Genomic DNA, 25355 nt, shown 5'->3' on the forward strand with positions numbered 1-25355 from the left:
CCGTCAGTCGTCCACCACGACGCCGGACAGCTCCGCGGCGCCCCCGTTTAAAATTTCATCCATGGACACCGAATCGTAGTAGAAATCATAAACCGCTTTGCAGATCTCAGCGGCATTTGCCGCTGTATAACCGTTGATAATCGTGGCGGTAACCACGATCTCCGGATCTTCATAGGGCCCGAAACTGATAAACTGTGCATGGTTGGGGCGCAGCTTGTTCTGCTCCGCCGTACCGGTCTTGCCGGCCACAGTCACCGGGCAGTCGTTGAAAATCCGTCCAGTTACACTTTCCGCAATCACCTGGCGCATGCCGTTTAACGCAGTATCCCACGCGGTATCCGAGATGTCAATATGGCTGATCACCTCCGGCTGGTTGTCTTCCAGCAGGTTTCCCTGGCTGTCCGTGGTTTTGTCAATAATCGTATACTGATATACATTTCCTCTGGAAGCAAGGCCGGCCGCATACCGGTTCATCTGTACATTGCTGTAGGAATGGGTACCCTGTCCGATTGCGGAAGGCACGGGCTGGGAATCCGATATGTGGGGCTGGCTCTCGTCAATCTCCACCCCTGTTTTTTCACCGAGACCGAACATGGCGGAATACTTCTCAATGGCGGCGATCCCGAGGTTTTCATTGTAAACCCTGTTGCTGTCCAGGCACATTCTCCAGCCGACCTCACTGAAAAAGTAGTTGCACGATACCACCAGCGCCTTGGTGACGTTAATCAACCCGTGGTTTCTCGGCGCCGCGGCACAGCGCAGCTGCAGGCCCTGCTCGGTAAAAATGCCCATAGTCTGGATCAGCTCATCCGGCGTCAGTACCCCTTCTTCCAGGCCCGCAATCGTAGTGATGGGCTTGAAAGTGGAACCGGGAGCCAGAGTCGTCTTTGTAACACGGTTATAAAACGGCTCCGATTTATCATTCAACAGACGGCTGAAATAGTCGCTGTTGCTGATCAGGTTGTTATCATAGCTCGGATAGGAAACCAGCGCCAGCACTTCTCCGGTCTTGGCGTTCGTTACCGTAACTCCTGCCGAACACGGATCCAGCGCCAGCTGGGCCGGAGTGAGCTCCAGGCTGGAGATCTTTTTCTTCAGGAAATTATATGCGGCGGTATCATACTTGCTGGTTTGCAGCATCGCATAATCCTCCTCATTGTATTCTAATACATCCTGGTCGAATAAAGCAAGACAAATTTCTCTTCCGCTCAAAGTTTCGTCATCAATTAGAAAGCGAAAGAGTTTTTTACTGAATTCGGCATCCGTTGTGAGCTCTTCCTTAATCAAATCCACCAGCGCCTGGAAGGTTTGTTCGGTGCTGGAGTATTTACTCTCCATATTGAGCTTGCCGGTATCGATCCAGTTGTTGGTCAGCGCATAGTACAGATATTCCTGAAGGCTGACGGTTCCTTCCCTCCACTGTTTATAGGTATCGTCTTCCTTCTCAATGTTGTCCGTAAGCAGGATCTTCTTATCTCCCAGCATGGAGATCACGTAGTCCACATAGGTCTGCATCTCCTCTGTCAGGCTCTTATATGCCGACGGAGCTTCGGTAAACAGCTGGTCGCTGATCACCGCCAGCACTTCATCCCGTTTGGACAGCATCTTCCGATAGATTTCCCGCTCCACCTCTGAGGCATCCTCTGAAGAAAAATGAGCGATGGACAGCACATTGTTGTTGATCAGCTGAAAATAGGCGTCCTTTACGGGAATTCGGAAGTTAGCGGATTTTGTTTCCGGTGTGATGACAACATCTCCCTCTACAATACGGTCCACCAGGATGGCGGCCAGCGTTCGTTCGATCTGGCGGTAGACGGCCACCTGCAGATCCCGGTCCAGCGTCAGGTATACATTGTTCCCCGCCTTCGGATCCGTTTTCTCCACCACCTCCAGGATGCGTCCCTGGCTGTCCACATACATCTTCTGCGACCCCTTTGAGGCATGAAGCACATCCTCCATGGTCGACTCTATGCCGGTCTGTCCGACGATATCCCCTTCTTCATAGTCAGGATCCTTTTCCTGGAGTTCTTTTAACTGTTCCTCCTGTACGGAACCGGTATAGCCGGTGATATGGGCGAATGGAATACTGTCATTATATACGCGGATGCTCTCTTCCTGTATATCCACACCCTTAAAGGATGCAGCATTTTCCTTCACCTCCGTCACAGTTTCCATGCTGACATTGGAGGATACGGTGATCGGTATATATTTCTGGTAGCTGTTCATGGCCATGTCATAGCGGATATTGATCAGCTGCAAAGCGTCCGCTTTGCTCACCTCATAGGTCTCCTCTTCACGATCGTCATATTTGGAATATTCGCCGATCCCATAGCGGCTGATCAGCATCCCAACCACTTCTTCCGCAGTTTTACCGGAAGGGTCCTTGGCGCTGTCCTGCATTTTTTCGATGGATGAATAACCGAAGACATCCCTTAAGAAACGGAGCCGCCTTGTTTCAGATATGGATGTATATTCATACATATTCTGATCGTTCAATACAATCGGAACATTTGTAACGATGGTTTCGCCATTGCGGTTCAGCAGATGGATCAGATCCAGCAGCATGACATTTTTCTGATATCCGTCCTTATAATAGCCGGTATCCGTAAAGGTCACCACATAGGCCAGCTTGTCCTCTGCCAGCGGATAGCCGTTTCGGTCATAAATCGTACCGCGGGTTCCGTACAGTGTGATGCCGGTCTCTGTCTTCTGAATATAGTTTTCCTGATAGGTCTCCCCTTCCACAATCTGCAGCTGGAACAGACGCGCTACCAGCGCGCCCATCAGGCACAAAAAGAGGATTCCCACCACAAACAGACGGGAAGTGACAATGCTTTTTACCACATAGCAAATGCTGTACCATATTTCCTTAAACAAATTTTGCAGCTCTCCTTTTTTCCAGTTGTTCCAGTTTGCGGTTCGCCATCAGCAGAATACCGAATACCAGCAGTGCAATCACTACCGTATAAAGCACCTCCGGAAGGATGATCGTGCGGAAATAAAATCCCAGATCCAGCCGGTTCCTCAAGGCAAACCGGACAACAAAAATATACAGGCCGTAGATGAGATCGCTGATTCCGCATAAAAGCGACGGCATAATAATATTTTCCACATCGAAGTATTTGTGCCATATGCCGCTGAAATAGCCGAGATACACATAGATCAGCATATAAAATCCCATCGTGCCCCCGAATACACATTCAATGAGCAGGCCGCTAAAAAGCCCCACAAACATCCCTTCTCTGCGCCCGCGGATAAACCCGAAGGAACAGGTGATCACCAGGAGTATGTTCGGCGTGGTCCGCACAAAGGATATCAGCGCAAATACATTATTCTGAAGCAGAAATCCCAGAAGCACCACAGCAACAATGAACAGAAATCTTTTCATATGGCTCCAATCCCAACTTTAATTCTTATTCAGGCAGCTACTCCGTCCAGGAATCCCATCCTTCCTTCTGCGTGGTGATGACGAGAACCGTATCAAGGTGCTCGAAATCCACCACCGGAATCAGGGTGCCGGACTTGGTCAGATTATTGGCGTCCACCTCTATGCTTTTGACATAGCCGATTAAAATTCCCGGCAGGAATTTATTGCTGGTGGATGAAGTTACAATCTTATCCCCCTCATTGATCGGAGCGTCCTTATCGACATACATCAGGCTTAGGACTCCGTCCTGATAGAGCTTAAGGTCTCCGGATATCATGCAGGAATCCTGGGAAGCCAGTGACGCAGCGCTGACGTTGCTCTCATCGTCTATGATGGCCAGCACTTTGGCGGAATTTTCCCGCACCTCTGTCACAATGCCCACCAGGCCTCCCTGGGCGATCACATTCATATTCACCTCGATGCCGTCGGCCGCCCCCTTATCGATTAAAAAGTAATGAAACCAGTTGCCGGAATCCTTCCCGATCACTCTCGCCCCCACCTTTTCATAATCCGAATATCCGGCATCCAGTTCATAGAGCTTGCGCAGCGTCTGCAGTTCATAGCGTTCCTGCTCCGACAGGCTGATCTCCTGCTGCAGGTTTGCTATCTGTTCCTTCAGCTTTGCGTTCTCCTCCTGTGCATCCTTTAACGCCGCCAGCTCTTCAGCACTTGAAAAAAGTCTGCTTCCCACGCTGTTGATTCCCTTCTGCATGGGCAGCACGACCTTGTTGACCGCATTTTTCACCGGATTGGCAGCATCGCCGTACAGAAAGGACAGGCCTATGAACAGCAGGCACAGCGCAGTCAATCCGATCAATATATGTTTGGCAGTAAATATATCTTTGAATTTCTGGTTCATTCAATGCATCCTCGTCTTTTCAGGCTGGTGTAGATATTGTCACCGATGATCAGGTGGTCCAGCAAAGAAATACCAAGCATCGCTCCGGCCTCGCTGATTCTTTTCGTAATCAGCAGATCCTCTTTGCTTGGGTTTGGATCACCGCTGGGGTGGTTATGGATCAGCACGATGGAAACCGCGTGATATTTCAGTGCTTCCAGAAAAATTTCCCTGGGCGATACCAGAGAGGCGTTTACGGTGCCTTTGGTCAGAAATACTTCCTGGATCAGTTTATTTTTTGTATTAAACAGCAAAAGCAGAAGCTCCTCCTGCTCCTTATGCCGCATCCTCTCCATATACATGGCGGCGATTTCTTCCGGTGAAGTAAATACCGGCGAGGGCTTGGGCATCGCCGCGGAAATCCTCTTTGAGAGCTCTCCGATACAGAGCAGCTGCACCGCTTTCACTTTGCCGATCCCCTTAATTTCCATCAGTTCCGACACCGTCATATGGGTCAGCCCCAAAAGTCCCTTCTGGTAGCTGCACCGCTCCAGGACGCTGCGCGCTAAGTTTAGGGAATTTTCTCCCTGAAAGCCGGTCCGCAGGATGATCGCGAGCAGTTCGGAATCCGTCAGGTGCTCCGCCCCGAACCGCAGGCATTTTTCATAAGGCCTCTCGCTCTCCGGAATGGATTTGATCGTATGCTTCATAGTATTCCCTTTCCGACCTCTCCAGGTACGAAATGAAAGACTATAAGAGCCGGTAAATCAATATTGCAATCACCACGCCGATGATACTCGCGATGGTGATCTTGATGGTCAGCGCAAAAGTGATAGCAAGCACACCAAGGTCCAGCACGAGCGGTGAGGAAAACCCAAAGGTCTGGCCGTATCCCAGCCAGCTAAGCCAAGAAACGCCTTCGGTCAGGGTTCCTATAAAACCGCCCAGTACAACGCCGCACAGGATCATCAGCGTCAGCGCCCAGGCATTTTTTGTTCGCTTCATTTGTATGTCCCCCTCAAATTTTCATTTCATTTTAGCATACTTTTCCTGGTATGTACAGATAGTAAATGCTTAAAAAAATGTGACAGGATGCGCCTTCTGAGCTCAAAAACGAAGGAAATATGCAAAATAGAGTCCGCTTTTGCCAATCGGTGGCGATTCATATTTTCCTGCCATGCGCGGGAAGTCTTAAGCCGTCTTCACACTGCAGATCACTGCAGTGTACGAATCCCCGCGTCCAGAATCTTCTGGAACGACATGAGTATCCCCAGCTTTGCATGATACCAGGTGAGCCCGCCCTGAAAGAATGCCGTATACGGAGGACGCAGAGGTCCGTCGGCACTTAACTCGATGGAGGAGCCCTGGACGAATGCGCCGGCGGCCATGATCACTTCCGATTCATAACCGGGCATCGCCCACGGCACAGGGGTCACATAGCTGTCCACAGGCGCGGCAGCCTGAATGCCCTCGCAGAATGCGATCAGCGCATCCGGCGTGCCAAGTTCCACAGCCTGTATAATATCATGTCTTGACTGCGTGCTGTCCGGTATGACGGGAAAACCGAAACGTTCATAGAGATTGGCGGCAAATATCGCACCTTTCAGCGCGCCGGCCACCACTGTGGGCGCTAAAAACAGTCCCTGGAAAAAGGACTGATTGATCCCTAAGCTCGCCCCCACCTCTTTTCCCAGCCCCGGGGATGTGAGCCGGTATGCGGCGCGCTCTATGCAGTCCTTTCTGCCGGCGATGTAACCCCCTATGGGCGCCAGACCGCCTCCGGGATTTTTGATCAGGGAGCCTACGACCATATCCGCTCCCACATCCGACGGCTCGACGGTCTCCACAAACTCTCCGTAGCAGTTATCCACCATGCAGATCACATCGGGCCTTATTCCCTTTATAAATGCAATCAGCTCTCCGATCTGACTGACGGAAAAGGAAGGCCTGGAAGCATAACCTTTGGATCTCTGGATCGTCACCAGCCGGGTCTTGTCACTTAGCGCCTCTCTGATGCCCTCATAATCGAAGGTCCCGTCAGAAAGGAGATCCACCTGACGGTAGGTGACGCCATATTCCCTAAGTGAGCCTGCAGAAGGCCGGATGCCGATCACCTCTTCCAGCGTATCGTAAGGTTTGCCAACAGGAGAAAGCAGTTCATCCCCGGGCCTTAGGTTAGAGGAAAGTGCCAGATGCAGCGCATGTGTGCCGCAGGTGATCTGAGCGCGTACAAGCGCATCCTCCGTATGAAAGGTGTGGGCATACACCTGTTCCAGCGTGTCCCTGCCTGCATCGTTATATCCGTAACCGGTGGTTCCTGCCATGTGTTCTGCGGCCACACGGCATTCCTGCATAGCGCGTATTACTTTCAGATGGTTTTCTTCGGCCGTCCGATCGATGGCCTCGAAACGGTCTTTTAAACCGCTAAGAATTTCATCTGCGATCTTCATAAGCTTTGGAGAGATACCAAAGCCGGCATATAAATCTGTCATATATTCCTCATTTCCGCACAGTATCTGCGCATAGTCCTTTCTTTATCACACAAATCTTTTTCGGATGATCTCAAGCATCCCGGCCAATACAGCGTCCTCATCCGGATACCTGTCCTTATCGATCCAGATCACATCCTCTTCCCTGCGAAACCATGTGAGCTGCCGCTTGGCAAAATGTCTCGTATCCCGTTTAATGACGGATACCGCTTCCTCAAGCGTGCAGTCACCGTCCAGAAAGCTTAGAAGCTCCTTATAACCCAGCCCCTGCATGGATACCATCTGCCGGTGGCAGCCGATCTGCTTCAGCATTTCTACCTCTTCCAGAAGTCCGGCCGCCATCATGGCGTCCACCCGCCGTTCGATGCGTTCATAGAGCCTGGCCCGGTCCATGGTCAGCACAAAATAGAGATAATTATAGGGGGACTCTCTCCGGCTTTCTTCCGCATTGTGTCTGGAGATCTGCTCCCCTGTCAGATGGTTGAATTCAAGCGCGCGGATCACCCGCTTTACATTATTGGCGTGGATGCTGGAGGCCGCGGCGGGATCCGCCCTTTCAAGCAGCCCGTGCAGATACTCTACGCCGCGCTCTTTGGCCAGGTTCTCCAGTTCTTCCCGAAGGGCGGGGTCTTCACAGGTCTCGGTAAAATCCACATCCTTTAACAGCGCCTGAATATAAAATCCCGTGCCGCCCGCCACGATGGGAAGCTTTCCTCTGCTGTAGATTTCTTCAAGCGCCTTTTTGGCCATCTGCTTAAACCGCACAACATTAAACTCAGCGGAAGGATCCAGCTCATCGATCAGATAATGGCGGATGCCCTGCATCTCTTCCGGCGTAACTTTCGCGGACCCAATGTCCATACAGCGGTAGACCTGCATGGAGTCCGCACTGATAATTTCGCCGTTTAAAGCCCTGGCCAGTTCAATGGACAGGGCCGTCTTTCCCACAGCGGTGGGACCGGTCAGTACAATCAGCGGCGGTTTCAAACGCAACACTCCTTATAATACTCTTTTAAATTTCTTTTCCAGTTCATACTTCGTCATCGAAATCATGGTCGGACGGCCATGCGGGCAGGCATAGGGATTATCCAGCTCCATCATCTGAAGAAGCAGGCTTTCCATCTCTTCTCTGGAGATCTTCTGGCCGCCCTTCACCGCGGCCTTGCAGGACATGGATGCCAGCTTTTCCAACATGATCTGTGATGTCTTAGAGGCGCTTTCCGTCCCCAGGCTGCCGATTAGTTCCATCATCAGTTCCCTGCCTGCGATACCCGGAAGATTGGCCGGCACCGCATAAACCGCATATTCTTTGCCGCCGAACGGTTCAATCTCAAACCCAAGTTCCCGGAATACCTCCTGATGCTGGCAAAGCAGCGTCTGCTCCGACAGATTGAGTGTCAGAATGATCGGCGGATTGCACTGCTGGGACAGGATTTCCTTTTGTTTCTGGGCTTTCAGCAGCCGTTCATACATGACCTTTTCATGTGCGGCATGCTGATCGACGATCAGAAAGCGGTCTTCCTGCTGGATGAGCCAATAGGTATCAAAGATCTGGCCGATCAGCCGGTATTTACTCTCCGGCCTCTCCTGCACAATCTCTTCCTTAAACAGGTTGAGCTGTTCCGGTTTCTCTATGGGAACGAGCGGCGCTTCATACGCACCTGATGGGTCGCGCACAACGCAGGCTACAGAGGCACTTTCCGTTTTCTCACGGCACAGCTGCCCTGCATCCGATCCCTGCCCGGCCGGCCTAAGATACGCCTCCCGGCGGACGGGTGTTTCCTGCACCGGCATCTTTTGAACTGACCTCTCCCGAACCGGACTTTCCTGAACCGGACTTTCCCGCACTGCGCTGTCATGGGCCGGCGGATTCGCAACAACGCTCTCCTTTACAGGATACTGGCGGCTGCGGTTCCGCTCAAAAGGCTCCGGCATCCGATCCTTTGATATCTCGGATTTCTGCGGATTTTCCTCCGGCCCCACCGTAAAGTCCGGAATCATCTCCTTCTGCCGCAGCGCTTCGGAAACAGCGCGGAAGATCAGAGAATAGATTTCCTCACTGTTTCGGAAACGCAGCTCCATCTTGGTCGGATGGACATTGACATCCAGGTGCTGGGAATCAATGGAAAAGTGCAATACGGTAAAGGGATACTTGTGCTGCATCATAAAGGGCTTATAAGCTTCCTCGATCGCCCGGCCGACGATGGAGCTTTTGATGTATCTGCCGTTGATAAAATAAATCTCATAGGCCCGGTTTCCTCTGGCTAAGACCGGCTGCCCCAGATATCCGGTCATGGTGAGCACTTCGCTTTCGCTGTGCACGGGGATCATGTGAAAAGAGGTGTCCCTGCCAAAGATGTTGTATATGATATCCTTCAGATTATGATTGCCCACCGTATGGAGTTTATTCTGATTATTGTTTATAAATCGGATGGAAACATCCGGATGGGACAGCGCGATTTTCTCCACGAGATCACTGATATAGGAGGCTTCCGCAGCAGGTGACTTGAGAAATTTCCTCCTGGCTGGTGTATTAAAGAACAGATTTCTAACCAGAAATGTGGTGCCGTCCGGCGCTCCGATCTCTTCAAGAGAGACCTCCCTGCTCCCCTCGATCACGTATCTGGCCCCTGTGAGCTGATCCGCTGTCTTTGTGATCAGCTCCATCTGCGATACGGCCGCGATGCTGGAAAGGGCCTCACCGCGGAAACCGAGGCTGGATACGGTCAAAAGGTCCTCCACTGAACGGATCTTGCTGGTGGAATGGCGCAGAAAGGCTACGGGAATCTGATCCATCTCAATCCCGCAGCCATTATCGGTCACGCGTATCAGCGTGGTGCCGCCGTCACGGATCTCCACGGTAACGGCGGTGGCTCTGGCATCAATGGCGTTCTCCAGAAGCTCCTTGACTACGGAGGCCGGTCGTTCTATGACCTCTCCTGCCGCGATCTGGTTGATCGTGTTCTGATCCAATACCTGTATATTTGGCATATGTATACTCACACTCGATTCTTAAGCTTAGTCTGAAACTGGTAAAGCAGGTTTAAAGCATCAATGGGAGTTGTTCCCGAAAGATCCAGTTCCGTGATCTGGTTTATGATATCATCTTCCTTCACCGTGTCAAACAGCGTGAGCTGTGACATGTCCACCTCGTCCATATGTACGACTGATTTTTTGTTCTGATAGGTCGCGGCAATCTCTCTGGAACGGGCAGTGATGTCCGCATCGCTTAGTTCTTCCACCAGCTCCTTGGCTCTGCGGATTACCGGTTCCGGGATTCCCGCCAGCTTAGCCACCTGGATGCCGTAGCTTTTGTCGGCGCCGCCCTTTACGATCTTTCGCAAAAATACGATATCATCACCCTTTTCCTTCACCGCAATGCAGTAATTGTTGACGCCGCCAAGTGTCCCTTCCAGTTCCGTCAGCTCATGGTAATGGGTGGCAAACAGCGTCTTGGCCCCCAGCGTTTTTACGTTTGAGATATGCTCAACCACGGCCCAGGCGATGCTTAATCCGTCAAAAGTACTGGTCCCCCGACCGATTTCGTCAAGGATCAACAGGCTGTTTCTGGTTGCATTTCTCAAGATGTTGGCCACTTCCGTCATCTCCACCATAAAGGTACTCTGGCCGCTGGCCAGGTCGTCAGATGCGCCGACCCTGGTAAAGATGCGGTCGCAGATGCCGATGTTGGCGCTCTTTGCCGGGACAAAGCTGCCGATCTGAGCCATCAGCACGATCAGCGCCACCTGGCGCATATAAGTGGATTTACCGGCCATATTGGGGCCAGTGATGATCGATACGCGGTTGGCGCTGTTATCCAGATAAGTATCATTGGAAATGAACATCTCACCGTGAATCATCTGTTCAACCACCGGATGACGGCCGTCCTTGATGTTAATGATTCCCTTTTCGTTGATATGGGGCCGCACAAAATTATTGCGGTCAGCTACAGAAGACAGTGAAGTCAGAACATCGATTTTAGCAATGGCCTTGGCGCTGCTCTGTATGCGCACGACTGCGGCGGCAATCTCATCTCTGACCTGGCAGAACAGATCGTATTCCAGCACAAATAACTTGTCCTCTGCGCCCAGGATCACATCCTCCAGATGCTTTAACTCATCCGTCGTATAGCGTTCCGCGTTGGTCAGTGTCTGCTTGCGCACATAATAGTCCGGCACCATGTTTTTAAAGGAATTCGTAACCTCCAGATAATAGCCGAACACCCGGTTGTATTTGACACGGAGGCCCTTAATGCCCGTCTTCTCCCGCTCTCTTGTCTCAAGCTCAGCCAGCCACCCCTTGCCTTCGGTCTTGGCCCTGCGCAGTTCATCCGCCTCAAAACTGTATCCGTCTTTGATAATGCCGCCCTCCCGGATCGTGATAGGGGGATCTTCCAGAATCGACTGGTCGATCAGCGCGTACACATCCTCCAGGGTATCCAGCTCATCGCAGATCTCCCGCCACAGCGGGCTGTTTAAGGATCCGATCTGCTGTTTTATAGGAGGGAGCATCTCCAGGGATTTCTTAAATGCAATTAAATCCCTGGGATTGGCGCTGCGGTAGGTGATGCGGCTGACCAGGCGCTCCAGGTCGTAGATCGGATTTAAGTATTCGGCAATTTCCTCCCGGGTGATGTAGTTTCTGCACAGCTCCTCGATCGCATCCTGCCGGTCCGTAATCTCCTTTTTATCGATCAGCGGCTGTTCAATATAGCTGCGGAGCATGCGCGCGCCCATGGCCGTTTTCGTCTTATCCAGCACCCACAGCAGGGAGCCTCTCTTCTGCTTCTCCCTTAAAGTCTCCACCAGCTCCAGGTTCCGCCTGGTTGAAGTATCGACGATCATGTATTTACCGATCTGATACGGGTGTATCGTGGTCAGCTGCTCCAGTGTATTCTTCTGCGTCTCATAAAGGTACTGCATCAGGGCGCCGGACGCAATCAGGGCGGTCTCGTAGTCTTCCAGGCCCAGACCCTCCAGGCGTTCTACCTTAAAATGGCTTTTTAAGATGGACTTGCAGCGGTCATCGTCAAAATAGTAATTGTCCAGCGCTGAAATCGCAAGGGACAGCCTTTCCTTTAAATCCTCAATATCCACACCGCTCATGTAAAAAGCTTCGTTGCAGATGATTTCCGACGGCATATATTTATTGATTTCATCCACCAGCCTGGAGACCGAGTCCACCTCGGTGACATGAAAATCACCGGTGGATATATCCGCCACCCCAAGCCCAAAGGTCCTGTCAATGTATACGATGCACATCAGATAGTTGTTCTTGGCCTCATCCAGCGCCAGATCGCTGATAATTGTGCCCGGAGTGACGATACGGACCACTTCCCGCTTCACAAGTCCCTTGGCAAGCCTCGGATCCTCCATCTGCTCCGCAATCGCGACGCGGTACCCTTTCTGAACCAGCCTGTTTAAATAGGTGTCCAGCGCATGGTAGGGCACACCGCACATCGGCGCCCTCTCCTTTAACCCACACTCCTTGCCGGTCAGAGTCAGTTCCAGTTCCCTAGAAACCGTCACCGCGTCATCAAAAAACATTTCATAAAAATCGCCCAGCCGGTAAAACAGAATGCAGTCCCCGTTTTCCTCTTTTGTCTTCATGTATTGCTGCATCATGGGCGACAACTGTTCTAGCTGTACCTGTTCCATTTAGTCCCTCGTTCCCATATAATAAAATCCTCTTGCCTCTGTGAGACGTACCGGATAGATCTTGCCGATCATATCTTTCGTGCCGGGAAAATGCACCATGATATTGTTGCCAAGCCTCCCGGTCACCGTGTCCGGACAGTGGTCATCCATGCCTTCCACCAGAGCGGTCTGCACGGTGCCAAGATCCCGCTCACATACCTGAGCGGCGATTTCCTGCACCTGCTTTAAGAGGCGGTCAAACCTGGCCTTTACCACATCCTCCGGCACCTGATCCGGCATTGCTGCCGCCGGCGTTCCCGTCCTCTTGGAATATATGAAGGTAAAGGCGCTGTCGTAGCGCACCTTTCTCACCACATCCATGGTTTCCTCAAAATCCTCTTCCGTTTCTCCCGGAAATCCCACAATGATGTCCGTAGTCAGTCCGATATCCGGTATGGCCGCCCGTATCTTATCCACCAGGTTCAGATACTGTTCCTTCGTATACCGGCGGTTCATCTCTTTAAGGATCCGGCTGCTGCCGGACTGCAGGGGCAGATGCAGGTGATGGCAGATTTTTTTGGATTCCTTCATCGTCTGGATCAGCTCGTCGGACAGATCCTTCGGATGGCTCGTCATGAACCGGATGCGTTCAAGCCCTTCCAAGGCTTCCACCTTTCTTAAGAGCTCTGCAAAAGAAATCGGATTTTCCAGGGTTTTGCCATAAGAATTGACGTTCTGCCCCAGCAGCATGACCTCTACCACACCGTCCGCCACCAGCCGGCGCACTTCCTCCACGATATCCTCCGGGCTGCGGCTCCGTTCACGACCCCTCACATAGGGGACGATGCAGTAGCTGCAGAAGTTATTGCAGCCAAACATGATGTTCACGCCTGATTTGAACGGGTACTTGCGCTCCACAGGCAGGTTTTCTACGATCTGGTCCGTGCTCTCCCAGATTTCCACCACCTGCTTCTCCCCGGTCATGCGGCGGTATAAGAGCTCCGCCAGCATAAAAATATTATGAGTGCCGAATAGGATATCTACAAACCGGTAGCTTTTCTTCAGTTTCTCAATCACGGCCGGTTCCTGCATCATGCAGCCGCACAGCGCGATGATCATTTCCGGATTTTTCTTTTTCAGGCTGTTTAAATAGCCAAGGCGGCCATATACCCGCTGGTTCGCATTATCCCTTACAGTACATGTGTTATAAAGCACGAAATCCGAAGCCTCATCTTCGGACTGCGTAAATCCCACGCTCTCAAGGATGCCCATCAGCTTTTCCGAATCACGGGCGTTCATCTGGCATCCGAAGGTCTGAATGCAGGCCGTCAGCGGCCGCCCGAGCTCTTTGGCCCTTCTTTCCACAATGGTCCTGACCAGTTCCATATAGTACTGCTGCCGAAAGGGTTCCTTTTCCGGAACCGCCTCACAGGCAGCGATGCTGTTCTGCTCTGTCATGTAATCTTACTTCTCCTTTACTTGTCACCAGCCGCAGGCTGATGACCTGCGCACACTTCAGTGTGCTTCCTATTTTACTTGTCACCAGCCGCAGGCTGATGACCTATTGCACTCCGAAAACCGCCTTGTATTCCTCATAGAAATCAGCGCCCTCTGCACGGGCTTCCCCGGTAAAACGGATCTGATCCCAAGCAGCCTTGTTATATTCGGCGGTCAGTCCTGCGGTAAAAGTATCATATACCTGAGAGAACGCCTCCGATTTTTTGCGCTCGGCGATTTCTTTCTTATGCATCTCGGTTCCCTCCATATCATAATCCTCAATGCACTTGATGATATGGTAACCGTATTCCGTCTCCACAATGCCGCTCAACTCCCCGTCGGAAAGCGCAAAGGCTGCCTCTTCAAAGCTCTCGGGAAATTCGCCGCGGCCCACCTTGTAGTTGACAGCATCTCCTTCGTTATAGCTCTCGGCCAGCACGGAAAAATCTGTTCCGGACTCTGCCTTATGAAGCGCTTCTTCTGCGGTCTGCCTCTTTGCCGCCTTATCTTCCTCCGACAGGGGGGCCTGGTTTCCGTTTGCATCCACCGCATAGGTCTTGATCAGAATCTGCTCCACCTGTATGATCCGGGCCTCGCTGTCGCTGACCTCCACATTCACATCCTTTGTGAGCTCCTCCACCAGTTTATTGGCCAGACAGTACTGCTCATATACAGATTTGGCTGTCCCAGGCGTCAGCTTCATATATGCGATATCCGCTTCGGACAGCTTGCCGTAATAAGCGTCCGCCGCTTCCTTTGCGAGGCGTTTTTCTTCCTCGGTCAGCTCAATGCCCCGGTCTGCCGCCATAAGCACCATACATTTCATCTGGGCAAGGAAATTCTGGAGAGACTCTCTGACATAGGTCTCAAAGGTCCCGTTGCTTAGATCGATGTCCCAGATCTCGGAGCCATAGGCCTTCTCATAGATGTTTTTCTGCGTGGTCACAAAGATCATGGCCTCGGGCACGGTCGCCGTCTCCCTGCCGATTTTAAACAGCTGGTCTTCATTTAAACCCACCGTAAACTGTATATCCTTGTCCGCCAGTTTGCTGCAGCCTGTCAAAAACAGAAGGGCAGTCAGAATACCTGCCAGCAGCCTCTTCACATATCGTTTCATATTTGACATTTTCTCCTGTTCTTTTTACACTTTGCTATTCTAACACAAAAGGCCGACAAAATCAAAAAGATTTCTGCATAATCCGACTTCCGGTGCTGGTCTTTACCACCTCGATCTGAGATTCTATGCGTTCCTTCAGCTCATCCACATGAGAAATAATGCCGATCATGCGGTCCTTCTGCACCAGGGACAAAAGCGCAGCCACTGCCTGATCCATGGATTCTGCGTCCAGCGCTCCAAACCCCTCGTCGATAAAGAGCGCATCGATCTCGATGCCTCCGGCATAGGCCTGGATCACATCGGACATGCCCAGCGCCAGGGAAAGGGCCGCCTTGAAGGTTTCCCCTCCGGATAAGGTTTTCACCGAACGCTTTCTGCCGGTGTAATGGTCCAGCACCTCAAGTTCCATTCCTTCTCTGCTCCTTAAATCCAGAGCCCTTTGTGTCCTGAACAGCTCATATCTGCCGTTGCTCATGGCCGTAAGCCTAAGGTTGGCGCCTGTCAGGATATCATCGAAATAGACCGACAGCACATACTGTTCAAAGATCAGCTTCTTGGGATTATATCCGTTGGCGGCCCGCTCCACATCCCTTAGGATGCCGAACTCTTCCTTAAGCTTCTCCGATTGTTTGAGTTTATCTTCCAATGTCCGCACCGCCTGGCGGTTGCTTACCACCCTGGCGTTAACGTCATCCCTCTGTTTTCTGGTTTCCTTTAAAAGAGAATCGGTCTTTTGAAGGCTGCCCTCCAGACTGTCCAGATCCTTTTTCTGCGCGGACTTAAGCTCCTCCTTAAGCTGGAGCTTCTGCAGGGTAACCGCGTGCAGATCCCGGTCGAAGCCCGCGATATACTCCTTAAGGCCGATCAGCGCTGTCTCCTCCATCTCCGCATTTTTGTAGGCGGTCACGGAAGTAAAACCGCACTGCTCCATGCAGGATTTCCACAGCATATCCGCCTCTGTAAGCTCTTTTTCAGCCACAGCTGCGGCCTTTTGACAGCTGTCCGTCCAAGAACGCTGTTTCTCCAGTTCCAGATGAACTTCTGTATAAGCTTCCTGTGCCCGCGCAAGGCGCAGTTTCAGATCTTCTATCCTATCCTCGTTTTTCGTTATCTGCGCTGCAAGCGAATCCGCCCTGTGAGAGCCCACTTCTTTTTTAAGCCCAGAAACCAGAGCATTGGCGGCGGCCGCCTGCGCATGCGCCGCAGACAGCTCCTGTTCCCTTTTTTTTGCCTGTTCCTTCAGCCGGTTTAACTCCTTCTGATCCGGTATTCCCTCCGCCGCTCTGGCCGGACTGGGATGATGTACGGATCCGCACACCGGGCAGGGCTGTCCCTCCGTTAGACCGGCGGCTAAAATACCTGCGCTTTCTCTGCGAAACAGAGTCTCTTTCCCCTCATACAAGCTTCGCGCCCTTTTGGCATCTTCTTCAAGTTTTAAATAGATGTCCTGTCTCTGTTTCAACTCTGCCTCGCGCTTCATAAGCTCCAGACATTTTTCCTCCATAAGCTTCTGTCTCCGCAGCTTTTCTTCCAGCTGCGCAAGAAGAGCAGCCCTTTTAGGCGCGCGCTGCTGTTCCTGCTGCTTCTTAGCGAACTCCCTGTTAAGCCCGGCGAGAGTTCGTTCGGCCTGAAGCCGGGACGCCTCCGCCTCCTTCAGTCTCATCCGTGCGCTGTTAAGCGCCTCGAATGCCGGCTTCGCCTTAAGAAAGCGGCTGCTGGCATCCAGCTGTTTCCTGGCCCGTTTTGCCCGTGCCTCCTCCTGTCTTAACTGCGCGAGCTTTTGGCAGCATTCATGGTAACGGTCTATCTTTAGGTTCAGCTCTCTGGCCGCATCCGTCCGGAGCATGAGCCGCCGCACGGATGCCTCCAGGCGTTCTGTCCTGGCATCCAAATTTTTCAAAAGCCGCCGGTCCTGGGCTAGCGCTTCTTCTGCCATGCGAAGCAGAGCACTGTAATTTTTATCCTTCAAAGAGCAGGCTGTCTTCCAGTTCTCATCATCCGACCGGACAGACTGCACAACTTCGTCGCACTGCGTTTTAAGCCGGCCGATGTCCGCGAGCATCTCCTTTGCACGGCTTGCGAGCACGTTTTGGATAGCATCATAGATCCTGGTGCGAAAGATATTGCGGAAGATCTGTGTGCGCTCCCTGGAAGAGGCGGTTAAGAGTTCCTGGAACTCCCCTTGAGCGATCATGGCGATCTGTTTAAACTGGCTGTACTGGAGACCTAAGATCCCTGTGATCTTCTCCGTCACCGTCTGGCTTCCCTCGCAAAGCAGTTCATCCCCACGGTAAAAGATGGCATTTTCTCTTTCAAGGGTGGTGCCCCCCGACCTAAGCTTCGGCCTTTCGTAGCGGGGATTTCTGGTCACCCGGTAACTGGCGCCGCGATGCCGGAATAAAAGCGTCACAAAGGTCCTCACATCCGCCGCCGCAAAGTCGCTGCGCAGAGAATCCTTCTCCCGGACGCTTCCGCTGACATTTCCGTACAATGCGAAGGTCAGCGCATCAAATACAGTTGTCTTGCCGGCGCCCGTAGGGCCGGTGATCAGGAAAATCCCTTGGGCAGACGCCCTTTCAAAGTCAATTTCCACCAGATCCTTATAGGGCCCCCAGGCCGATATGCTAAGCTGTATCGGTTTCATATTTCTTTCTCCTTCGCCTCATCCGCCGCCTGCCGGAACATCTCCCTGCGCCGTTCATCCATCTGTCTGCCTGTCACTTCCAGAAAAAATTCCTCAAAGAGCTCCAGCTCATCCTTTTCCCTGATTCCAAAAGCCCCCTGATATTCCGGCTGCTTTAAAGGCAAATTTTTAACAATGGACAGCTGCATCACATTGGGATATACGCTTCGCAGCGCGCTCATGGGGTCAAACAGTTCCTCTTCATCGGTGAGTTCCACAGCCAGATAATCTCTCCGGTCCGCTAAAGATGCGATCTCCTCCTTTGTCAGTTCCTTCAGACTGCCCCTGATCCTGCGCATATCATGGAGCGGTTTTAGCGGAAGCTGCGTAACCTTCACCTCACCCTTTTTGCCAAGCTCCACCAGATTTACCGACTTATCCTGTCCGCACTCTGAAAAAGAATATTTAACCGGAGAACCGGCATACCATATATTCCCCTCCCCGATTCTCTGACAGCGGTGGATATGCCCCAGAGCCGTATAGTCATAGGCCGCAAAGCAGCCCGCATCCACCCGGTCGCTGCCGCCCACGCTGACCCGAACCTCGGAATCGGACAGCACGGGATCTGCGCCTTTTGAAGTGACAAATTCATGCGCCACCAGCACATTGCGCAGGGAGGGCTCCGGCGGGTTATGCAAAAGCGCCGCCAGGACACCCGCCTCAAAATCCGGCATATCCTCCCCGTAGAGTTCCTTTTTGACCGCCGGCCTGGAAAAGGGGAGCAGATAGAACCGTACGGCGCCGTATTCATCCTTAAGCTCGGTCATACAGAGCTCTTTCTGCGCCGTGCCGGACAGATACAGGCCTCTGCCCGCCAGGATCTGGCTGGCAAAGCTGATGCGTTCCGGAGAATCATGGTTACCCGCAATGCCCATGACGCAGATATTCAGATCTGCAAGACGGGTCAGAAAGGCATCCATGAGCGAGACCGCCTCTGCCGGGGGGATGGACCGGTCATACAAATCCCCTGCCAGAATCACGGCAGAAACCTGATAAGAGGCGGCATAGGAACAGATCTGATCCAGCGCTGCCTCCTGTTCCTTCAGCATTGAAAATTCATTCACTACTTTTCCTATATGCAGATCTGCCGTATGCAAAAATCTCATGACTGTCCCTCCTATAAAATGAATCCCGCTCGCGGGCTTTTACGCCTATGGCTGGCCGTTTTAGCGGCATAATCCCTTCCCGCCGCAGTGTGATCCTTAAGCATAGCATTTTTTGCTCAATAAGTCAAAAAAGCAGCGGCTAAATCCCGATGTGAAGATACGGTTCAGCCGCTTATTTATGTTACTGTTCAAAGTCTTATGATTGCTAGTAATAAAGAATCGAAAAATAAGTTACCGTATTCTCCCCGTTGATATAATGAAGCCCCGCAGCTTTTGACAGCGCGACCACATCGATTCCGCAGGCCTCAAGGGACCTGCGCGCTTTGTCGGGGTGACGGCACGGCGCGTCCGGATAGGTGCATTTTTCACAGAGGGAACAAGAACCGGCTCCGGACAGATCGTGAGGTTCAGGCTCCTGTTTAAGCTCCTCAAGCAGCGCATCATCCACCAAAGCATGCTGCCTGCCGCCCTCCTGCATCCCTTCCCAGTCGAAGGAATCTTCTAAATCATGCTTTGTAGTATAGACAAATGCGTTTTGGTATCCGCTGTAGAGCTCTTTTAGTTCCCGCCAGTCCCCCACTCCGGGCGGGCACATCCAGGTCTTTCCGTATCGGCCGCACATATTTGCTTCGCATGCTTCTCTCACCTGCGGGCTGAAAGGGATCTCCTCTGTTTTCATAAACGCGTATTCATGTATGGGATATGGGAGGCTGTCCGTATCGGCGGCCAGCCGTTTCAGTTTTTCATACACTGACATCTCGACTCTCCTATTTTACGTAAGTTCAGGCGGCGAAAAAAGTGCTGCAAAAGCAGATCTTTTCGTTTAAGAAGATGCGCCGCATGAGCGGTTACTAATCTTCAGGAAAAAGCATATTTTCAATAAACAGCTCATTAAATAAGGCGGAAGAATTCAGCTCTGCAATTTCACACTCACAGGCGAGCCTGACTGCATCCGAAATCGCTCCGGATGAACTTAAACACTGCGCTGCCCCTGCAAGGGAGCTGTTTCCGACCGCTTCGATGACAGGCAGGGCTTCTGCGGGCAGAAGCCCTGTGCGGACCGCGCTGCGGATATTCATGTAATATCCCAGCCCGCCAGCAATAAAAACCTTCTCCAGTTGCTCCGTGAGGATCCCAGCCTCCGCAAGCAGAGCTTCAAATCCTGCCCGAATCGCACTTTTGGCAAGCTGGAACTCACGAATATCCTGCTGGGTGAGCACAATGGGCGTTTCCGAACATGCGGACAGCATCTGCCCATCAGCCGAGAGATGGGATCCCTTTAAGGTATAAGCATCCTCCGTTAAGCTCCCCGTCTCATCTAACAGCCCCTGATCCAAAAGAGACGCAATCAGATCCACCAGACCGCAGCCGCACAGGCCGCAGGGCGGTTTATCCTGTATTGTTCGAAACGATTCCGCAAGAACCGCACATACCGCACCATCGATGCCGCCGGTTCCGCAGGATATATTAGCGCCTTCCATAGCGGGACCTGCAGCCGCGGAAGCGGCATATAGCTTATTGCCGCTTCCGCGTCCTGTGCATACGATCATCTCGCCGTTAGTTCCGATATCAAGAAGCGCAGAAGGCCCGCTAAGCTCCCGCATCCGGCAGACCAATGCGCCGGCTATGACATCGCTTCCGATAAAGGCCGAGGCGGAAGGAAGTAAGATCACGCGCTCCACCGGAAGGGAAAGCTTTTGTCCGTCAAGCTCCTTTAAGTCTGTAAAGGCCGGCGTAAAAGGATATGTCCCGATGCCCTCCGGCGAAATCCCGCAGAACAGATGGAGCATCGTCGTATTGCCGGTGACCGCCATGCATTCAGGTTTCTTCTGCGGATTCCTTTCCGAAAGCTCTGTCAGCATATCCGAAGCCGCGCAGAGTATCTGTCTCTGCAGATTTAAAAGATTCCCGTCCTTTGCGGCGGCAATCCTGCTGATCACATCCGCACCGTAGCTTCGCTGCGGATTAAGATTGGATACAGTATCCAGTATCCGGCCCGTTTCCCTGTCCACAAGCGCCGCAGCCACCGTGGTGGTTCCGATATCCAGGGCTGCCGCAACCCCTTTTCCATCCGCTTCTTCGGATACAAACGTAAATTCCGTCAGTCCCTGGCCGCCCATATCCTTCAGTAAAATCTTCGCGCTGCCGTCCGGACACAGTGCGCGGCAGGCCCGTATATCGCCGTTTTCATCCGGCGGCAGCAGCTTTAAAGGATCCTCTGCACTTGGAAAGTTTCCCTCTGCCACCCGGACCTTACACTTGCCGCAGACGCCGCGGCCGCCGCAGTCGAGAGGGATCTCATAACCGCTGGCCCGCAGCCAGTCTGAAAGCTTCTGTCCGCCGTTTCCGGGCGGTATCTCTATCATCTTATAAGACATGTCATCACCTTAAGGGCGGATCTTTTTAATTTCATCCGCGTAATACTGCACCAGTTCAAATTTCGTTCCGGGCATCAGCCGGTGGTCCGGGCAGGGAATAAAACCGCCCAGCGACACCATCCTGCGTATTCTCTCAAGCTCGGCATCCACAGCGGCCTTATCCTTGCGAAGTGCTGTCTTATCCATCGCTCCGACGCCCAGCTGCCGCGTTCCAAAACGGTTCCTTGCAGGTTCAAACTGGTCGCCCCAGGTGCCCACCTCTATGGGAAACAAAATATTCACTCCGTTATCCAGCCATGTCTGCTGCAGCTTCTCCGTAACGCCGTCGCAGTCAAGAGAAATAAGATCGATGCCATATTTACGAAGCAGATCGCAGCGGCGTTTGTAATGGCGCGCACACAGCTCTTCAAACACAGCCGGGGACAAAAGCGGACCGCTGTTAAAGCAGATATCCTCCCAGAAATGTCCGAAGTCAAACCGGGCGCCCGCCTCAAGCACTGCCTCCACACACCTGTACTGCATTTCTGCATATGTATCTATGATATCGGCGAACAGATCTTCATCCTCATCATACATCAGATAGCTCATGCCGATTACAGAAACCATGTTCCGAATATCACCCAGTACAGATCCCAGGGAAATGCCAAGCGGCACATCCAGTTTATCATATACTTCTTCATTATACTTCTTCCAATATTCGGTATCGATCCGATCGGCGCTAAACTGCATCTTGGGCTTATAGAGCGTTTCAAAGGCTTCACGGTCCTTGAGCAGATAATCGTCTTCCTGCGGAATGGACACCACTCCCGGATGCATCCGTTCGATCAGTCCGCTGCTGTTTTGTACGCGCTGTGTGCCGTCCGGCAGAACCTCCAGCACCGTCTTTTCAAATGCCGGGAACAGCCCCATAACAGGGCCGTGTACATGGGACCAGTTGTAATCCCAGCCTATGAGCTTATCCAGTTCCATATCCTTATCATTTCCGTCCCCCCAGCCCCGGGACAGCTCTGCCGGGATCTTGCCCTGCTCGGCCCACTCCACCAGGAGTTCCGGCCAATAGCCGAAATGTACGGCCGGCAGACGGTCCACCGGTTTAAAATGCAGCAGGTTCAATGCACGTTCTCTATTTGTCATAACACACTCTCCTGTTTATTTATAGAAATCCGCGGATGCCCTGAAAAACGCATCAATATTTTTCCAGCTGGAAGCCGGAGGTATATCACATCCGGAAGACAGCACAAAATTTTTGTGGCCTGCACACCGTCTCATCAGCTCCTGCGTAGCGGAATAAATTTCTTCTTCTGTCCCGTTCATAAACAGAGCCGAAGGCGAGATGTTGCCGCAGACAGGTTTATCCTCCGGCATCTTCTCAAGCATCTGCACCAGATCCACCGCGTCGCCGAAATGGAAGGCTGCCGCGCCGTTCTGGTAGATGGATTCCGTCATAAGCGGAGTGTTGGGGCCGCAGTTATGGTAGATCACAGCGAAGTTCTGATCCTGGACAGCGTCAATGAGCTGTTTCACATAAGGCGCGGAAAATTCCTTTTCAAGGTCCGGTGAGAGCAGCCCGGAAAGCGGTTCCGCCATCATGATGCCGTCAAGTCCCGCGGATTTGTATGCCAGCGCGTATTCGGTCAGAAACTCTACTGCCTTTTTTAATGCGGCATGGACAAAATCCGGTTCAACGATACAGTTAACCAGAGCCTCTGAGACATCCATCAGCCTTCCTGCCAGAGAAAAAGGACCGATCATCCCGGCAAATACCGGCCGGTCCGTGATCATTACCTTCGCTTTCCCGGCAGCTTCCACATAAACGCCAGTGCGCCCGTCGCCCACCTTAGGGACGCGCAGCGCCTCGGCTTCCTCTTCATCTGCAATCAGGGTTCCCACAACGGTAGGAATCTCGTTTTCGCTTTTCTTTATCTCGCATCCAAAGGCTTCCGCTTCCACCGACAGATCCATCATGCATACGGCCGCTGCCGCATCCGTTCTCTCCGCGACCTTTTGTATTCCCTCCGCCTGTATGCCGCTGTCATGAGTGAGCTGATATACGCTGACACCCATTAGCTGCGTCGACGGAAAAGATAGAACCGGCATCGGTTTCCTGCTTTCTGCAAGCCTTCCCATCCATTCATTCATATTCATAAGCTATAATCCTCTCCCTGAGTTTGTATCGTTTATCCCACCGTATTCTGCTGTCTGTACTGGCCGGGACTGATCCCTAAGGATTTCTTAAAGGCTCGGATAAAATAATTCGTGTCCGTGTATCCGACCCTTGCCGATATCTCCGTGACCGTCAGGCTGCTTGCCATCAGCAGCTCCTTGGCGGCTTCAATGCGTATTGAGGTGAGATAGGAAATAAATGTGGTTCCCAACCCGTCGTGAAACAGATGCGACAGATAGGATGTGCTGATTTCCACCGCAAAAGCCACATCCTTGATTGTTATGTTACAGGCATAGTTCTCAGCGATAAACGTCATCGCCGCCGCCAGATACCGCGCTCCGGGAATGTTGCGTCCTCCGTTATAGACCGCATCTATAAAGCGTTCAATCGTGACGCTTGTGCAGTAGCACAGATCTTCAAAGCTGATCTCATCTTCCAGAATCTTCTGCGATTCTCTGGCTGCTTTCAACAGCTCCTCTTGCGCAGCCCCAGCCTCAGAGGCCGCCCTGAACAAAAATCCTATGAGTTCATAGATTTTTGCCTTAATAGTCATGAGTTTTCCGCCGGAATACAGAAATACATCCGCCAGGACATTGTTCAGCTGCCTTCTGGCCGCCGTTTTGTCCCCAAAGCGGACTGAATTCATCAGCTTTTTTTCGTTTTCCGGGGAGTAAAAGCCTGTGCGTTTACCCGCTGTAAGCTGCTGGCGATTTTCCGACATCAGCACGGAGATCGTTGCCTGCTGTTTTGTAATTTCCTGCCTCTGGTTTAAGATATCCATATGGCTCCTGCACATATAGTTCACCAGCCGGAACAGGATTCCGGAAGCGCTTCTGATCTGGCAGCAGGAATACTGCGGCGTATTCGCCGCAATATGTTTCCTGTCCGCATCGGTCAGCACCGTATGTACCGTATTCTTTTCCAGCTCATCCAGCGCATATTCATCGGCGTCCCACAGCATGGCCGGCCCGCAGAACACGGCACCGATCAGGTCATCCTCCAGCATGACCGCCGAAGCGCTCATGACCAGTCCACAGCCGCAGACATAGATATAGGGCTCCCCCAGATTCGCCGCCAGACGGCCGCTATAGCTGACATTCTTTACACAGATCGGATTGCCGTTTATCATGTTGCAGATGCACGCGCCCCCATCCTTATAATAGGACATCAGCTCTTTTCCCTCCAGATCCCGCAAAGAAACGCCCAGACCGCTCATATCCCCGAAGTTTCTGAAAATATCGTACAGCTCGCCCCGGTCGAGCAGATCGATCAGATGTTTCATGCTGCAAAGAACGACCTGGCGGCCTGTGCAGCGGATGCCGCATCCAGCGTATAGCAGTCCGCTCCGATTTCATCCGCGTACTGCTGAGTCACAGGTGCTCCTCCGACCATCACCTTCACCTGATCACGGATTCCGGCCTCTTTAAGCGCCTCGATCACATCTCTCTGGGCAGTCATTGTCGTTGTCAGCAGCGCGGAAAGACATACTAGTTCTGCTCCGCTTTCTTTCACCGCGTTCACAACCTTCTCCGGATCCACGTCCACGCCCAGGTCAATGCATTCGATTCCCTGGCCTTCAATCATCATCTTCACCAGATTTTTGCCTATATCATGCATATCTCCCTTAACCGTGCATATGACAGCTTTGCCGACAGGTTTTACACCGGCACTCTTCAGCGCGGGCTGAAGCACCTTCAGACCTGCGTTCATCGCCCTTGCAGCAACCAGCACCTCCGGTACGAACACCTCAGCCTTCTTGAATTTTTCTCCTACGATGTTCATACCGGCGATCAGGCCTTCATTCAGCACAGCTTCAGGCTTCTCGCCTGCCTCCAGCGCCGCTGTCACCAGCGCCGCTACATCCTTTGCTTTTCCCCTCTGCAGCTTTTCTGAAATCTCCTCAAATACACTCATAATTACACTCCTTTACAATGTTGCATTTCATATCGTTTTTCTCATTATACAATAGCTTAATTACGAAATACAACAGCAAAACAGGCTATTTATAGCATTATCCTGC

19 protein-coding genes are annotated in these 25355 nt (G+C 52.2%); all 19 read right to left on the reverse strand.

Annotated features, from left to right (window positions below; translation table 11 throughout):
• Positions 1-3: 3 nt before the first annotated feature.
• The 19 genes from DWZ56_RS20500 to DWZ56_RS20590 all read right to left on the reverse strand — a co-directional run bounded on the left by DWZ56_RS20500 (position 4) and on the right by DWZ56_RS20590 (position 25249).
• Positions 4-2877: a penicillin-binding transpeptidase domain-containing protein gene (locus DWZ56_RS20500; RefSeq protein ID WP_118558469.1), complete on the reverse strand. Its 2874-nt coding sequence runs from the start codon at positions 2875-2877 to the stop codon at positions 4-6.
• Entirely contained in the window at positions 2870-3388 is a 519-nt protein-coding gene (gene mreD / locus DWZ56_RS20505; RefSeq protein WP_118558470.1) for a rod shape-determining protein MreD, read from the reverse strand. The genes DWZ56_RS20500 and mreD overlap by 8 nt, the downstream gene beginning before the upstream one ends.
• A gap of 37 nt (positions 3389-3425) precedes the next feature.
• Complete coding sequence (gene mreC / locus DWZ56_RS20510; RefSeq protein WP_243095396.1) at positions 3426-4286, reverse strand: rod shape-determining protein MreC; 861 nt, start codon at positions 4284-4286, stop codon at positions 3426-3428.
• A complete protein-coding gene (gene radC / locus DWZ56_RS20515; protein ID WP_118558471.1) occupies positions 4283-4975 on the reverse strand; it encodes a RadC family protein in 693 nt (230 codons plus the stop codon). Before radC ends, mreC begins: the two co-directional genes overlap by 4 nt.
• 40 nt (positions 4976-5015) lie before the next feature.
• Positions 5016-5270 (reverse strand): DUF4321 domain-containing protein, encoded by a 255-nt coding sequence (locus DWZ56_RS20520; RefSeq protein ID WP_118558472.1) that lies wholly within the window; start codon positions 5268-5270, stop codon positions 5016-5018.
• A gap of 209 nt (positions 5271-5479) precedes the next feature.
• A complete protein-coding gene (locus DWZ56_RS20525) occupies positions 5480-6757 on the reverse strand; it encodes a methionine gamma-lyase family protein (protein ID WP_118558473.1) in 1278 nt (425 codons plus the stop codon).
• Positions 6758-6802: 45 nt separating this feature from the next.
• On the reverse strand, positions 6803-7741 hold the full coding sequence (miaA, locus tag DWZ56_RS20530; protein ID WP_118558474.1) for a tRNA (adenosine(37)-N6)-dimethylallyltransferase MiaA: 939 nt from the start codon (positions 7739-7741) through the stop codon (positions 6803-6805).
• Positions 7742-7753: 12 nt separating this feature from the next.
• Entirely contained in the window at positions 7754-9745 is a 1992-nt protein-coding gene (mutL, locus tag DWZ56_RS20535; protein ID WP_118558475.1) for a DNA mismatch repair endonuclease MutL, read from the reverse strand.
• Positions 9746-9753: 8 nt separating this feature from the next.
• Positions 9754-12411: a DNA mismatch repair protein MutS gene (gene mutS, locus DWZ56_RS20540; RefSeq protein ID WP_243095399.1), complete on the reverse strand. Its 2658-nt coding sequence runs from the start codon at positions 12409-12411 to the stop codon at positions 9754-9756.
• Positions 12412-13848, reverse strand: coding sequence for a tRNA (N6-isopentenyl adenosine(37)-C2)-methylthiotransferase MiaB (gene miaB / locus DWZ56_RS20545; RefSeq protein ID WP_118558476.1), 1437 nt, complete (start codon positions 13846-13848; stop codon positions 12412-12414).
• Positions 13849-13951: 103 nt separating this feature from the next.
• Positions 13952-15004, reverse strand: a complete 1053-nt coding sequence (locus tag DWZ56_RS20550) for a peptidylprolyl isomerase (protein ID WP_158584680.1) — start codon at positions 15002-15004, stop codon at positions 13952-13954.
• 61 nt (positions 15005-15065) lie between these two features.
• Positions 15066-17648, reverse strand: a complete 2583-nt coding sequence (locus tag DWZ56_RS20555) for an AAA family ATPase (protein WP_118558478.1) — start codon at positions 17646-17648, stop codon at positions 15066-15068.
• Positions 17645-18793, reverse strand: coding sequence for an exonuclease SbcCD subunit D (locus DWZ56_RS20560; protein ID WP_118558479.1), 1149 nt, complete (start codon positions 18791-18793; stop codon positions 17645-17647). The genes DWZ56_RS20555 and DWZ56_RS20560 overlap by 4 nt, the downstream gene beginning before the upstream one ends.
• A gap of 205 nt (positions 18794-18998) precedes the next feature.
• Entirely contained in the window at positions 18999-19550 is a 552-nt protein-coding gene (locus tag DWZ56_RS20565; RefSeq protein WP_118558480.1) for a DUF2284 domain-containing protein, read from the reverse strand.
• A 94-nt stretch (positions 19551-19644) separates the two neighbouring features.
• The gene (locus tag DWZ56_RS20570; RefSeq protein ID WP_118558481.1) at positions 19645-21171 is read right to left on the reverse strand and encodes an ASKHA domain-containing protein; all 1527 of its coding nucleotides are present in this window, start codon (positions 21169-21171) and stop codon (positions 19645-19647) included.
• 9 nt (positions 21172-21180) lie between these two features.
• The gene (locus DWZ56_RS20575; RefSeq protein ID WP_118558482.1) at positions 21181-22305 is read right to left on the reverse strand and encodes a uroporphyrinogen decarboxylase family protein; all 1125 of its coding nucleotides are present in this window, start codon (positions 22303-22305) and stop codon (positions 21181-21183) included.
• A gap of 15 nt (positions 22306-22320) precedes the next feature.
• Positions 22321-23316 (reverse strand): uroporphyrinogen decarboxylase family protein, encoded by a 996-nt coding sequence (locus DWZ56_RS20580; protein WP_118558483.1) that lies wholly within the window; start codon positions 23314-23316, stop codon positions 22321-22323.
• Between the two features lie 32 nt (positions 23317-23348).
• Positions 23349-24617, reverse strand: a complete 1269-nt coding sequence (locus DWZ56_RS20585) for a helix-turn-helix domain-containing protein (protein WP_118558484.1) — start codon at positions 24615-24617, stop codon at positions 23349-23351.
• Entirely contained in the window at positions 24614-25249 is a 636-nt protein-coding gene (locus DWZ56_RS20590) for a corrinoid protein (protein ID WP_118558485.1), read from the reverse strand. The genes DWZ56_RS20585 and DWZ56_RS20590 overlap by 4 nt, the downstream gene beginning before the upstream one ends.
• Positions 25250-25355 lie beyond the last annotated feature (106 nt).

It is taken from the genome of Lachnotalea sp. AF33-28 (genome assembly GCF_003477885.1).
In the GTDB taxonomy this organism is placed as follows: Bacteria; Bacillota; Clostridia; order Lachnospirales; family Lachnospiraceae; genus AF33-28.